The organism is Actinospineispora spinosispora DSM 44797 (assembly GCF_000429025.1).
GTDB classification, from domain to species: domain Bacteria; phylum Actinomycetota; class Actinomycetes; order Mycobacteriales; family Pseudonocardiaceae; genus Pseudonocardia; species Pseudonocardia spinosispora.
The window spans coordinates 1-13755 of record NZ_AUBB01000070.1; the positions used below are offsets into that span (position 1 = coordinate 1).

The 13755-nt window shown below is 68.9% G+C and carries 13 protein-coding genes; 4 read left to right on the forward strand and 9 right to left on the reverse strand.

Annotation, left to right across the window (positions count from 1 at the left end):
• The 3 genes from G406_RS0123195 to G406_RS0123205 all read right to left on the reverse strand — a co-directional run.
• The coding region (locus G406_RS0123195; RefSeq protein ID WP_245607200.1) for an ABC transporter permease at positions 1-437 on the reverse strand (437 nt) is incomplete at its 3' end.
• Positions 438-847: 410 nt separating this feature from the next.
• Positions 848-2116, reverse strand: a complete 1269-nt coding sequence (locus tag G406_RS59025) for a LuxR C-terminal-related transcriptional regulator (protein ID WP_051342551.1) — start codon at positions 2114-2116, stop codon at positions 848-850.
• 95 nt (positions 2117-2211) lie between these two features.
• Positions 2212-2715, reverse strand: a complete 504-nt coding sequence (locus G406_RS0123205; RefSeq protein ID WP_156935107.1) for a hypothetical protein — start codon at positions 2713-2715, stop codon at positions 2212-2214.
• Between the two features lie 128 nt (positions 2716-2843).
• Here G406_RS0123205 and G406_RS0123210 point away from each other — a divergent pair, with 128 nt between their 5' ends.
• On the forward strand, positions 2844-3722 hold the full coding sequence (locus G406_RS0123210) for an alpha/beta fold hydrolase (RefSeq protein ID WP_028935618.1): 879 nt from the start codon (positions 2844-2846) through the stop codon (positions 3720-3722).
• Positions 3723-3876: 154 nt separating this feature from the next.
• On the opposite strand, the gene G406_RS0123215 is transcribed toward G406_RS0123210, so the two are convergent.
• The 3 genes from G406_RS0123215 to G406_RS0123225 all read right to left on the reverse strand — a co-directional run bounded on the left by G406_RS0123215 (position 3877) and on the right by G406_RS0123225 (position 6383).
• Complete coding sequence (locus tag G406_RS0123215) at positions 3877-5190, reverse strand: DNA polymerase IV (protein WP_037078175.1); 1314 nt, start codon at positions 5188-5190, stop codon at positions 3877-3879.
• Positions 5191-5430: 240 nt separating this feature from the next.
• Positions 5431-5754 (reverse strand): hypothetical protein, encoded by a 324-nt coding sequence (locus G406_RS49225; RefSeq protein ID WP_037078177.1) that lies wholly within the window; start codon positions 5752-5754, stop codon positions 5431-5433.
• Positions 5751-6383 (reverse strand): ParA family protein, encoded by a 633-nt coding sequence (locus G406_RS0123225; RefSeq protein ID WP_169736767.1) that lies wholly within the window; start codon positions 6381-6383, stop codon positions 5751-5753. Before G406_RS0123225 ends, G406_RS49225 begins: the two co-directional genes overlap by 4 nt.
• 92 nt (positions 6384-6475) lie before the next feature.
• Between G406_RS0123225 and G406_RS54460 the strand changes: the two genes are divergently transcribed.
• Positions 6476-7207, forward strand: coding sequence for a DNA methyltransferase (locus G406_RS54460; RefSeq protein ID WP_169736768.1), 732 nt, complete (start codon positions 6476-6478; stop codon positions 7205-7207).
• Positions 7208-7520: 313 nt separating this feature from the next.
• Here G406_RS54460 and G406_RS0123235 read toward each other — a convergent pair whose 3' ends face one another.
• Positions 7521-8639: an NDMA-dependent alcohol dehydrogenase gene (locus tag G406_RS0123235; RefSeq protein ID WP_028935621.1), complete on the reverse strand. Its 1119-nt coding sequence runs from the start codon at positions 8637-8639 to the stop codon at positions 7521-7523.
• A 227-nt stretch (positions 8640-8866) separates the two neighbouring features.
• On the opposite strand from G406_RS0123235, the gene G406_RS0123240 reads away from it, so the two are divergent.
• Complete coding sequence (locus G406_RS0123240; RefSeq protein ID WP_211241240.1) at positions 8867-9466, forward strand: TetR/AcrR family transcriptional regulator; 600 nt, start codon at positions 8867-8869, stop codon at positions 9464-9466.
• Positions 9467-9506: 40 nt separating this feature from the next.
• On the opposite strand, the gene G406_RS0123245 is transcribed toward G406_RS0123240, so the two are convergent.
• Positions 9507-11165, reverse strand: coding sequence for a class I adenylate-forming enzyme family protein (locus G406_RS0123245; protein WP_028935623.1), 1659 nt, complete (start codon positions 11163-11165; stop codon positions 9507-9509).
• Positions 11162-12127 carry a cyclase family protein gene (locus G406_RS0123250; protein WP_028935624.1) on the reverse strand — a complete coding sequence of 322 codons (966 nt, stop codon included), beginning with the start codon at positions 12125-12127 and terminating at the stop codon, positions 11162-11164. The genes G406_RS0123245 and G406_RS0123250 overlap by 4 nt, the downstream gene beginning before the upstream one ends.
• A 311-nt stretch (positions 12128-12438) precedes the next feature.
• Between G406_RS0123250 and G406_RS58495 the strand changes: the two genes are divergently transcribed.
• Positions 12439-13755, forward strand: a 1317-nt coding sequence (locus G406_RS58495) for an RNA polymerase sigma factor (protein ID WP_425414616.1), incomplete at its 3' end; no start/stop codon positions are given.

Genomic DNA, 13755 nt, shown 5'->3' on the forward strand with positions numbered 1-13755 from the left:
CCGAGGTCCGCGGTGATCGCGGTGCCCATCACGCCGGCCACGACCATCGCGTTGATCCACGGGGCGAACTCACGCACGCTCGCCATCAGGAAGAACGAACCCAGCCGTTCCGGGATACCGAACAGGAGGAAAATATTTCCACCCTGCAACCCTGGCGCTCCGAAACCGAACGCGGTGCACGAGATGATCATCGGCAGCCAGCAGAGCTTGAGGACCTCGAACATCTGCTCGCGGACGTCGCCCCAGTAACCGACGGGCTTTGTAACGGCGCTGTGCACTACTTCGATGAACAGCTGGAACATCTCGCCGGCCTGCTGCAGAGGCCGAGTTGCCGCACCCTGGGCGGATCGCAGCCCCTTGCCGAACTTCGGCTTGGAGACTGCGGTCGGCTGCCCGGGTGAGTTGAGCGTGCCTGTGCCCTGCACTGGCTTGGTCATCTCACTCCTTCGTTTCTCAAGTGGTGCACCGCACCGTCCGGCTCCGGAGACCCCGGCCCGGCACGACAACAGAGAACAGCGACTTCAACACCGCTCCCCTGTCCGCGTGAACGGACAGCCCTACGCATCGACCGAACAGCGTCGACACCAGCCGTAGAACCTACGAGCGGACTGCAGGCCTACGGATACACCATGAGAAAACATCTTTCCGTCTTTGCAGTGGGGGGCACATCTTCAGTAGGTGGCATCTCCACCCCCCGATCGGGAGGTATCTGCGGTGTCACCCGATTGGCGGCATTCATCTCAACTCCGGCGCGAGCTCGATCTGGACCGTCTAGCGACTAACACTGCCGGTCAGAGGCCAGACCGACTTCGGTGACATAACGGCCGAAACGCCGATGAGATACGGGTTACCTTGCAGCGATCCGCGAACGGGCGTACTCAGCCCCGCGACCCTGACGTGCATGTTCGTCCCGCAGCCAACGCGAGACCGCTTCGGCGCGGTTGGCCGAATCCAGTTTGCGCAGAATGTGCTTGACGTGCGATTTCACGGTGCCTTCCGAGATCACCAGGCGACGCGCGATCTGGGCGTTCGTGTGGCCGCCGGACATCAGCCGCAACACGTCCACCTCACGGCGGGTCAGCACGCTCTCCACCTCCGAGAGCGGCTCCAGCCAGTCCCCTGCGCCGTCGGCGAACCAGCCGGGCGGGCAGACCGGTGACGTCCGCTGCGCACGCTGGGGCGAGCTCGCCGCCGACCAGCCCGAGCTCGCGTTCACGCCGGAGGAGAGCCTGGACAGTTCCGCGCGCATGCCGTTCAGGGTGTCCAGCGCACTGGCTCTGGTGATGAGCGTGCCGAGGCCCTCGCAGAACATCCACAGCAGGTCGCGGTCCATCGCGTCCAGGTTGCGGCGCTGCAGGTAGCTGTCCACGTGCATGAAGCCGATGACCCTGCCCCAGCCGACCACCGGGGCGGCGGCGTAGGAGCGGGTCATCGAGGCGTCGATGAGCGCGCGGTGCAGGTCCGGGCGCCCGACCGGGTCGCTGACCATGAGCGGCCGGTACCTGCGGACGATCTGGGTCTCCAGCAGCTTGTTGTCCAGCGTGCGCAGGTCCTGGCGGCCCGCGTCCAGGATCTCGCTCGCCCACGCCGGGTCGCCGTCCACGAACGCGCTCTCCGGGATCCAGACCGACTCGTCGATGCGGGAGAGCACCGCGCGGTCGAAACCGATGCCGGCGACCACGGTCGGTGCGCGTTCGATCAGCTGGTCGAGACTGTCGACGTCGCGCAGCGAGGCCAGCGCCTCGCGCACCACCTGGGTAGCCGAGGTCTGCCTGGACAGCAGTTCGTCGCGGATGCGGTCGTCGGTGTCCTTGACGTCGCGCAGCAGCTCGATCAGCGCCATGACCCTGACCGGCTCCGCGTGCTCGACCGTGATCGAGTCGGTCAGCTCCCGCCAGGCCCGGGTCAGCGCGGTCGTGGCCGACTGGTGGTCGACGATGCTCGCCCGTTCGTCCCGCGTGCCGAGCAACGCATCGCGGCGGGCGAGTACCTCGGTGGCCCGTTCCAGCAGCTCGTCGGAGAGCCGGTGGCCGGTGACCAGCCAGGGGGTGCCGTCATCCTGGGCGCGCAGCGTCGAAGCGCGAGCCGCCGCGTCGGAGCGAGCGCGCTGACCCATCCGCGACACCTCCGTCGCTGCCGGTCGGGTACCACCGAGACACTCGGTGACTCAACAGTCTAGCGCTCAGCTATCGACGCGGCCAGCAGTGCTGGTCAGCGCTGTTGGTTGAGGTACCGCAACGTGTTCCGGTTCAGCAGGAACACCAGTCCGACGATCATCAGCACGAACGCGACGACCGCTTCCCAACGTCCACCGGTCGCGTACAGGATCACCGCGACCAGCGCGAGGACGCCGAGGACGAACCGCGACCAGCCCTGTCCGATCAGCAGCATCAGCGCCATCAGGAGCATGACCAGACCGATCATCAGGTACGCGGTCGGGTGCTGGCCGCCGCTGCCGGAGGAGGACACCGAGTCCGCGCCCAGCGCGCCCTGCACCGTGTCGATGCTCGCCTGGTCGGCGCCGCTGGTCGTGGTCCCGACGCCGAGCGCGGACGCGACCAGCAGGCCGCCGAAGATGATCCAGGTGACCACGGAGACCGCGAGCTGCCAGGGGAAGGCGTTCGCCTTGTCCTTCACCGGCTGGCCGGGTACCGGCTGATCCGGCCCGTCCTGGCCGGCCGGTTCGCCGTGTTCGGTGGAGGAAGTACCAGTCATGGCGCGCAGTCTAGGCGCAGCCGGGTGAGCCAGGGTATCGCTCATTGGAGACATCTGCGCTCCGCGTCACCCGCCGGGTAGCGTCCTGTGCAGACTCGCACCCCTGGGACCGAGGAGCTGCCGTTTACATGAGCACCCACACCACCTTCAGCTACGACTCCGCCGACGGCGTGACGGTCACCGCCTATCGCTGGGACCCCGCCGAGGAGCCGGTCGGCATCGTGCAGCTCACCCACGGCATGGGCGAGCACGTGCTGCGGTACGCCGAACTGGCCAAGGTGCTGACCGCCAGGGGGCTGGTCGTCTACGGGCAGGACCACCGGGGGCACGGCGCCACCGCGTTCTCCCCGGACCGGCAGGGCGACCTCGGTCCGAACGGCTGGGTCGAGCTGGTCGCCGACATCGGGCGGCTCACCGACACGATTCGCCGGGAGCACCCCGACCTGCCGCTGCTGCTGCTCGGCCACAGCATGGGCTCGTTCGCGGTGCAGCAATACCTGGTCGACAACAGCGCGCGGGTCGACGCGGCCGCGCTGTCCGGGACCGCCGCGATCGACCTGCTCGCCCCCGCGATGGCGGAGCTGGACGGCCCGGTGGACCTGTCCGCGTTCAACGCACCCTTCGCGCCGGCCCGCACCGACTTCGACTGGCTCAGCCGGGACCCCGAGCAGGTCGACCTGTACGTCGACGACCCGAACTGCGGCTTCGGCATCGACGAGCCGTCCGGCAAGTCGATGTTCAGCGAGGCCGTCCGGCTGGCCCAGCCCTCGGTCGTCGCGCACATCCGCAACGACCTGCCGCTGTACATCGCGGTGGGCTCGGCCGACCCGGTCAACGGCGGCCTCGCGCTGCTGGATCCGCTGGTGGAGCGCTACAAGGAGGCCGGCCTGACCGACATCACGCTGCAGGTCTACCCCGACGCCCGCCACGAGATCTTCAACGAGACCAACAGAGACGTCGTCATGGCAGACCTGGTCGCCTGGACCTCGAAGTCCCTGGCCCTGTAACCCGTGAGTGGCAAGTGGTTCTACCGCGAAGCGGCGCCGAAGGCGTAGCAACCCTGGGCACTCACGACACGCTTTTCGTCGTGAGTGCCCAGGGTTGCTATAGGACCACTTGCCACTCACGGGGTAGTAGACCCAACCACCACCCGAGTCCGGTTCACCCCAGACTCCCCAACGGATCAGCCCGCGCCAGCTCAGGATCGTCCGCTGCCAGGGTCCGGGCCTGCCCTGGCCCGGTGAGCCGGGTCTCGAAGCGCACGGTCACCCGTCCATGGCCACTCCCCTGAACCCACCCGTGCCCGAAGCTCGGATGCTGCACGTCGTCCCCGGCCCGCCACCCCCGCTCGACCACCACCGGCGCCTCCTCCACCACCGGCAGCGCAGGCTCCGAGGACACGACGGCGGCTTCGTCCGGATCGGGTTCGAACAGCTCCGGCTGGATGAAGTCGGTCAGCCCGGCGAGTGAGACACCGATCAGCCGAACCCCGGAGTCGGGCAGCGCCCCTTCGGTGAGACGTTGAGCGGTCGCGGTCAGCGCGGCGAGGTTGGTGCTCGCGGTCGGGGTGGTCTCCGAGCGGCTGCGGGTGGCGAAGTCCGCGCCCCGGATCTTGACCGTCACCGTCCGAGCCGCGCGGCCCGAGGTGAGCAGCCTGCGGTGCGCGTGTTCGGTCATGTCGGCGACCGCGCGGCGCACCGAGGTGAGGTCGGACAGGTCGGTGTCGAACGTGGTCTCGGCGCTGACCTGCTTGGCCTCACCGCGTTCCGCGACCGGCCGCCGGTCGATCCCTTGGGCGAGACCGTGCAGTTCAGTGCCCATCGCGTTGCCGAGCAGCATGGTCACCTCGACCGGGCGCAACGCGGCCAGCGCGCCGATCGTCTCGACGCCGGCGCGGTGCAGCGTCGCCTCGGCGACCGGGCCGACGCCCCACAGCTTGCGCACCGGCAGCGGGCCGAGCAGCTCCCGCTCGGTGCCGTGCGGCACGACCCGCACGCCGTTCGGTTTCGCCATGGTCGAGGCGATCTTCGCCAGCTGTTTGCCGGAACCCGCGCCGACGGAGCTGGTCAGGCCGGTGGCCTCCCGGATCCGGGTGCGAAGTACCTCGGCGGCGCGATGCACCTCGTCCGGGGGCGCGCCCGCGAGCTCGACCGGTTCGAGGAACGCCTCGTCCAGCGAGACCTGCTCGACCACACCGCCCTGCTCCCGGACGATGGCGAACACCCGCTCACTCAGTACCTGGTACAGCTTGCCCCTCGGCGGCATGACCACGGCCGAGGGAACCAGCCGCCGCGCCCGCGACATGGGCATCGCCGACCGGGCCCCGAACACCCGGGCCTCGTAACTCGCCCCCGCGACGACGCCACGCGGCCCGAGCCCGCCGACCAGCACCGCGCGCCCGGTGAGCGTCGGCCGGGTCAGCTGCTCGACGGACGCGAAGAACGCATCCATGTCGAAGTGCAGCACCCACCTCATTGTTGGGCCTGTTCCGCGCGGAGTTTTTCTGTGACCACCCCGGCTCGCGTAAACGCTCGCTGGGGTGCTCCCAGAAAAACAAACCTCGTTCCTCGGTTGGGCGCGCGCTTGTTGTTCCCTTGAGAGCCGCCGTCCAGCCTGAGAGCCTGCTTGCGGACATTCACTACGCCGGCCTTCGCCGGAACTCCTTCGGAGACTCGCGGAGCCAAGTTCGCCGTGGCCGGGTTCGCCGTGGCTCGGCTAGTGCCTTCTGCGGCTGCCACCGGTTCGTTCCAGCTCTGCTCTGACCTGGTCGGCCATCCCCTCGTCCTCGCGCATCAGGGAGAGGAGGGCTCTGAAGACCTCTGCTCCTGCCACCACCGGGAGGTCCAGGTCGGCTGCTGTGTGGGCGCACCACTGGCGCAGGGCCTTGTGTTCCATCGGGGAGAGCTCGACGGTGACGCGGACCGGGCGGGTCCTGGGTGCTCGGGTCGTCTCCTGCGCCGGTTCCTGGTCGGCTGGTGGGCCCGCGGCGACCGTGGCGGCGCGTGCCGCCAGCTCGGATCGCTTGCTGGTGGCGCTCATCGGTTCCAGTTCCCGAGCAGCTCTTCGGCGGCGGACCCGTACGGCACGTCCTTCTCCGGGATGCCGGCGCCGAACGCCTGTGCATACCGCTCCAACCTCGGCACCGTGGAGAACAGCACCCGCCGGCCCTGGCCCTCCAGGATCTCCCGCACGGTCTCGGTGCTGGTCGCGTGGGCCACGGTGCGGGTGAGTAACACGGCGACGTTCGGGTCCTCGTCGCGGCGACCGCCGGCGTCTTCGAGCGCCTTGAACACCGGCCCGACCCGGTCCAGCTCCATCATCGTCGGCGCGATGGGCACCAGGACGTCCGTGGCGACCCGAAGCGTGGCCGCGACGATGCCGTCCCGTTCCTCCAGGGGCGGGGTGTCGATCACGACGGTGTCCCAGCGCTCCGGGTCGATCACACCCCACAGCTGCCGGTGCAGCGCGGTGGACGCGAGACCCAGTGCCGGGACCGGCCAGTCGGCCAGGCCGTGCCAGCGCAGCGCCGAACCCTGCGGATCGGCATCGACCAGCACGACCTTGCGGCCGCGCTCGTGCAGTGCGTGGGCGAGGAAGGCAGCGGTGGTGGTCTTGGCGCTGCCGCCCTTGAGATTGGCGATGGTCAGCACCCGGATACCCGGAGTCACCACGGCAGGTTATCTTGTTGAGCGGTCAGATGGGGGCGCGGTTCTGCGCACTTCCTCAGTTCCGCATTCACAAATCCGGCGGGGGTCGAGCTGTGACGGATGTGCAGCCGGCCAAGCGCAAACGCCCGGACGGAATCGCCACCACCGACGTCGTGCTGAGCGCGCACGTCGCGGCGAACGCCGAGGTGTTCACGCAGGTTCTGGGCCTGCACGTACCGCTCGGCAGCACCGTCGCGGACGTGACCTGGGGCAAGGGTGCCTTCTGGCGCAAGGTCCCGGACGACGCGTACCGGCTGCTGGCCACCGACCTGCAGACCGGGGTGGACTGCCGCGCGCTGCCCTACGGCGACGGTGAGATCGACTGCGTGGTGCTGGACCCGCCGTACATGGAGGGGCTGTTCCGCCGCGACACCAGCCACCTCGCCGGCGGCGGAACCCATGCGGCGTTCCGGGGACGTTATTCCGACGGCACCGCGACCCAGAGCGTCGACGGTCCGCGCTACCACGACGCGGTGGTGGACCTGTACCTGCGCGCGGGGGTCGAGGCGAAACGGGTTCTGCGCAACCACGGCGTGTTCATCGTCAAGTGCCAGGACGAGGTCAGCGCCAACCGGCAGCGGCTCACCCACGTAGAGCTGATCAACGCCTACACCGAGGCCGGCTTCTACTGCAAGGACCTGTTCGTCGTGGTCCGACCGAACAGGCCCGTCGTGGCTCGCCTGCTGAGACAGGAACACGCCAGGAAGAACCACTCCTACTTCCTGGTCTTCGTGAAGCTGGACCCAGCACACCCGAAACGCCTCCGCGCCCTTCGTGAGTGCTGAGTCTGGCTATAGCAATACTCAGCACTCACGAGAACCCCGAGGCAGCGCACCCCGGGCCTGCTCCGAGACGCCCTGCTCGCCTCCAAGCGAGCTCAGCCTCGCTCCGCGAGTCTCCCCGCAGGGGGTTCAGTGCGAAGCACTGCAAAAAACGCAACAGGCGAGACAGAACGCAACCAGACAGACGCGCGTCAGCGACGGCAGCGAAACCGGAGCGAAGCGAACGGCGTAGCCGCCGTAAGTTCCCGGTCGCGGGCCCCCCGAGGCGAAGCCGATGGGGGGTCCCGACCGGGAACTTGGACGCGCGAAGGCCAGCCTAGAAGTGGATCACGCCTCGGATGTTCTTGCCGGCGTGCATGTCCTCGTAGCCCTTGGCGATGTCGTCCAGGCTGTAGGTGGTGGTCGCCAGCTCGTCGAGCTTCAGCTGGCCTGCGTTGTACAGGCCGAGCAGTTTCGGGATGTCGGCGGTCGGGTTCGACCCACCGAACATCGCGCCCTTGATCTTCTTCTCGAACAGGGTGAGCTCGCCGATCGGGACCGGGATGCCGACCTCGGTCAGGTCGCCGAGCCCGGTCACCACGACGGTGCCCGCCTTGCGGATCGAGCTGAACGCCTCGGCGATGATCTCGCCCTTCATGACGCCGACGGTCACGACCGCGACGTCGGCGCCCTGGCCGTTGGTGAAGCTCTTGGCGATCTCGGCGGCGTCCGCCATGTTGTCCACCGCGTGCGTGGCGCCCAGCGACTCGGCCATCTCACGCTTGAACGGCACCGGGTCGACCGCGATGATGTTGGACGCACCTGCGTGCGATGCGCCCTGGACGGCGTTGATGCCGATGCCGCCGACACCCTGGATGATCACCGTGTCGCCGGGGCGGACCTCGCCGGAGTTGACCGCGGAGCCCCAGCCGGTGCCGACGCTGCAGCCGAGCAGGCAGGCGACCTCGAGCGGGGTGTCGTCGGCGACCTTCACCGCGGAGGCGACGCTGACCGTGGTGTGCTCGAGGAACGTGGAGATGCCGCACATCTGGCCGACCGGCGTGCCGTCCTCGAGGTGCACCCGGAAGCTCTCCGGGTCGTCGAACCGGGAGCCCATGAGCAGGGTGGCGCCGAGGTCGCACAGGTTCTGGTGGCCGGTCGCGCACCAGCGGCAGCGACCGCAGGCCGGCAGGAACGAGAACAGGACCTTGTCGCCGGGCGCGAAGCCGGGCGTGTTCGGGCCGACCGACTCGACGATGCCGCCGCCCTCGTGACCGCCCGCGAACGGGTAGGTACCGACCGGCATGTCACCGGTGGCGAGGTGGTCGTCGGAGTGGCACAGCCCGGAGGCCACCATCTTGACCCGGATCTCGCCCTGGCGCGGGTCGTCGACGTCCAGGTTCATGACCTCGAACGTTCCGGGGGCCTTGCGAAGGACAGCACCGCGAGTCTTCATAAATCTCCTCCTCGAGATTCGGCCGGGACCGACCGTCGGAGCGGGGCTCCGATAGGGAAGCTGGGCCAGCGATCGGTGGCGGAACGCCACGATATGACCACTGGTCATGTCACCGCTCGATATATTAGGGTTTGGCACCGTGACGCACAACACCCGACCGGTTTGAGCTGGTCACCCTGCCTACCGCCACCTGGTTCCGGCTTCCTCCGGCCCGGCGCGACGCCGTATTGGTCGCCGCCGAGGCCGAGTTCGGCGAGCACGGTTTCTCCTCGGGCAGCCTCAACGTCATCGCGCGCAACGCGAACGTCAGCAAGGGCAGTCTGTTCCAGTACTTCGAGAGCAAAGCCGATCTGTGTGCGTACCTGAGTGATGTGATCAGCAGGCGGGTCCGGGTCTCGGTCGAGGCACGGATCGCCCAGCTGTGCTGGTCCGAGGACTTCTTCGGTTCACTGCGTGACATCTGCGACTTCTGGATGGCCTACTTCGCCAGCCATCCCGCCGAGCTCGCGTTCGCCTCGGCGGTGACCCTGGAGCCGGACGCGGAGACCGGCGCGTCGGTGCGGGCGACGGTCAACCAGCACTACATCGCGGTGTTCCGGCCATTGCTGCTGGACGCGCGGGAGGGCGGACAGCTCGCCGGGGACGCCGACGTCGACATGTTCCTGGCGATGATGATGCTCATGCTGCCGCACCTGGCGATCGCACCCAGCCATCCCGGCCTGGACGGCGTGCTCGGTCTGTCCGAGAACGACCCGGGCGGTGCCCAGAAGGTCGTCGACCGCCTGATCACGGTCCTGCACGCCGCTTTCGCTCCACGCAACCCGTGAGTGATTTGGGCTGCCCTGGCAGCCCAAATCACTCACGGGGTCAGTCGCGTAGTTCGCGGCGGAGGATCTTGCCGGTGGGGGTCTTCGGCAGCTCGTCGATGAACTCCACGAAGCGCGGGTACTTGTAGTCGGCCATGTTCGACTTGCAGTAGGCGATCAGCTCCTCGGCCGTCACCGACTCGCCGGGACGCAGCGACACGAACGCCTTGACCGTCTCGCCACGCCGCTCGTCGGGGATGCCGATGACCGCCGCCTCGCGCACCGCCGGGTGCCCGTACAGGACGTCCTCGACCTCACGCGGCCACACCTTGTAGCCGGCCGCGTTGATCATGTCCTTCTTCCGGTCGACCAGGTAGAACCAGCCGTCGGCGTCCATGAACCCGACATCCCCGGTGCGCAGCTCCCCGCCGGGCAGCGAGGCCTCGGTCGCCTCCGGCTTGTTCCAGTAGCCGGGCACCACCTGCGGGCCGGACGTGGCGATCTCCCCGATCTCACCGACCGGCATCTCCTCGCCGTCCTCGCCGAGGATCCGCACGACGGTGTTGAACACCGGCACGCCGACCGACAGCGCGCCGGAGTTCGGGTCGACCGGCGCCTTCGCCCCGAGCGGGACACCGTGCGACGGCGAGTTGGTCTCGGTGAGGCCGTAGAAGTTGTGGATGTACAGCCCGGTCTGCGCCTCGAACCGGTCGGTGACCGCCGGCGCGATCGCCGCGCCGCCGGAATAGATCATCCGGAACGAGGAGAAGTCCTCCTTGCTCACGCCGTCGATGCCGGCGAGGCTGATGAACACGGTGATCGCACCGATCGTGAAGGTCGGGCGGTGTTCCTTGATCGCGTCCAGCACGGCGTCCGGGTGGAACCGGTGTGCCAGCACCAGCGGGCAGGGCAGCAGCAACGCGAGGCCGACGTGCCCGATGAGCCCGGTGATGTGGAACAGCGGCGCCACGCCGAGAACGCTGTCCTCGGTCGTCAGCCCCATCCAGTCGCGGTAGGTCTGGGAGTTGAACGACATGTTGGCGTGCGTGTTCATCGCGCCCTTGGGCACACCCGTGGTGCCCGAGGTGTAGGTCAGGACCGCGACGTCGTCGGTCTTCGGAGCGGGCGCCTCCGGCGTGCGGCCCCGGTTGTGCTCGATGAGCTCCATCAGGTCCGCCGTGCCCTCGTGCCGCGCCTTCACCACGTCACCGAGCACCCGTGAGTCGTTGCGGGTCTGCCAGTCCCTCGGCGAGCAGGTGATCACGGTCGAGACCACGACGCCCTCACCGGAGGCGACCACGTCACGCGCGACCGTGTCGTACAGGTCGTCGAGACACAGCAGCGCCGTGGCACCGGAGTCGGACAGCAGGTAGGTCAGCTCGCGGGCCTTGTTCATCGGGTTGATCGCGACGGCCGCGCCGCCCGCCTTCCAGGCCGCGACCAGCCCGACGACGAACGCCGGGTTGTTCTGCACGTAGATACCGAGCCGGTCGCCCGGCGCGAAGCCGCTGTCGATCAGGCTCACCGCGAGCGCGTCGGACGCGACGTCGATGTCGGCGACGGTGAGCACACCGTCGAAGTACCGGATCGCCTCGGTCTCCGGTGCCCGCGCGACCGAGGCGGTGAACATCTCCAGCATCGTCGGGTACTCGGTGTGGATGTCGGCGGGCAGCCCGTCCGGGTAGCGGGCCAGCCAGGGCCGCCCGGTGTAAGCGCTCACTTGATCGCCAACGGGTTGACCGGGGAACCGGTGGCGCGGTGCACCTTCAGCGGGGCGGCGGCGTACAGGAACGTGTACTGGCCGTCCTCGGCACAGCTCGCGGCGAGCTTCTCCAGGTCGCAGATCTCGGTGAGGGTGACGCCGAGGTTGCGCATCAGGGCACAGTGCAGCGGCAGCGCGAATCCGCTGTTCGGTTCATAGGTCGTTTCGTTCGCGATGGTGTCCGTGACCAGGTTCGGTATTTCCTTGTCGTGGAACCACTGGACCAGTTCCGGGCTGTAGGTCAGTCCGGGCTCGTTGAAGTTCTCGTAGAACTTCTCGCCCTGCTCGAAGAACAGCTTGAGGAAATTGGTACGAATGATGAGGACATCGTGCGGCTCGATCGTGTGCCCCTGAGCCTTGGCGCACGCCTCGAGGTCGTTGTGGTCGAACGTCTCGCCCTTGTCCAGGTTGTCCTTGCCCCGGTAGCGGGCCAGGTCGAGCAGCACGCCACGGCCGACGACCCCGCGCTGCGCGATCGGCTCGACGCTGGCCTTGTCCATGCCGCCGACGGTCGTGCGCGCGTCGTAGCCGTTCCAAATCTTGCCGCCGTACCAGACGTGCCCCAGCGCGTCGTACTGCGTGGAGCCCTGCAGGAACGCCTCGATCTTGTCGTCCGCGTAGTGCAGACCGCCGGGGAACGCGGGAGCGTCGTCGCTGTCCCAGGTCGCCTCGTCCATCAGCATGGTGCGGGTCGCGGGGCTACGACCAGGCCAGACGGGGTCGCCCTTGGGGTCGCCGATGAGCCGCTGCAGGGTGAACACGGCACCGGTCTTGATGTGGGCGACACCGCGGAGCACCTCAGCGGGCGTCAGGTAGTTGAGCGAACCCACCTCGTCGTCGTCGCCCCAGCGGCCCCAGTTGGAGGGTGCGTCCGCGAGGAGGTCGTCGATGGTCTTCGGCTCGGTGTTCGACTGCGTCACCTGCGCTCCTTCGATCCACGATGATCTGTCAGTGCTATGGCGTGCATCAGCCTCCCACCGCCTCCCGGACCCGGCAATCCGACGAGACGGGCCACCAACCGCTCCCACCTACCCCAGCAGCATTTATTACCCCATTGTTAACATTTCTCGGACAGATGATTTCGCACGCAATAGTGCATACCGCCCGCCATCGCCCTAGTGCGCCGAATGCAGTAACCTCGGCGCCTCGACAGAGACCACCGTGACAAATGTTAATGCGCGACTAAATGGGCGCCCGCATTTGTCGGTGAGCTACCCGAAGGGGCGCGGCATTGCTCTACGACACCTGTGCCGCCCCGTCGGATCGACGGTCGCGCGCGCTGAGCGACGACCAGCGGGTGCTGGCCAGCCAACGCGGCTACGAAGGCTTCTTCCGCGCCACCTACCCGCCGCTCGCCACCCAGCTGCACGCTGTCCTCGGCGACCGCGAGCAGGCGCACCAGGCCGCGATCCAGGCGCTGCGGGACGCCGCGCGGCGCTGGAACGAGGTCGGTGAGCTGGCGGACCCGACGAGCTGGGTCCGGCAGCGGGCCGCGACCAGGCTCCGTCGCCAGGCCACGCTCCGGATGGTCACGAACCCGACGGCGGCCCACATCCCGCCGAGTTCCGACATCGCCGTGCTCGACGCCCTGCTGAGCCTGCCGGACGTCCAGCGCCGCGCGCTCGTCCTCACCTACCTGGCCCGGCTCCCGATCGACCAGGTCGCGCACGAGGAATCGACCACGGTCGCGGCGATCCTGAGCCGGCTGGCACACGCGACGGTCGAGCTGGGGCACCGGCTCAGCCGAGGCGGGGGCGCACGCGGTGACGTCGACGTCAGTTCCGGCCGCTGGGCGACCACCGAGATCGACGACTGGGTCGCCAGGCAGATGAGCTACCTGGAGTATCGCCTCACACCGAGGCCCAGCTCGGAGCCGATCCCCACCGTGTCGGCCCGGAGATGGTCGACCAACGCCTCGATCGGGCTGCTCACCGGAGCACTCGCGGTGATCACGGTCGGGGTGGGCGTCGCGGCACACCTGCGCGCGGCGAGCGAGGCCTCGGTCGTGACGCCGAGGTTGAGCGCCACCACGGTCACCCCGAAGCTGCTCGTCCCGTCCACGGCGATGGCCGCCGGCTCGCACTCCCCAGACGGCCGAGCTCCGGCCGCGCCGCTCCCCGCTGCCCAAGCTCCGGCCGCACCCGCTCCCGCCGCTCCTGTTCCCGCTGCTCCTGTTCCCGCTGCGCCCGTTCCCGCCGCACCCGTTCCCGCCGCACCCGCTCCCGCCGCACCCGCTCCCGCCGCACCCGCTCCCGCCGCACCCGTTCCCACTGCACCCGCTCCCGCCACACCCGCTCCCGCCACACCCGCTCCCGCCACACCCGCTCCCGCCACGTCCACTCCCGCCAGACCCGCTCCCGCCACGCGGGCTCCGGCCACGCGGGTTCCCTCGGCGGCGCTGGCTCCGGCGCTCCCCAAGCCGGCCGTTCGAGCACCGGCCGCCCGCGCCCCGGTGCCCGAAGCGCCACGAGAGGCCGCGACCGGCCGACGCCAGGCGCCCGACCGGACCCCGGCAAAGACCGTGCCCTCCGACGACGCCCGGACCGAG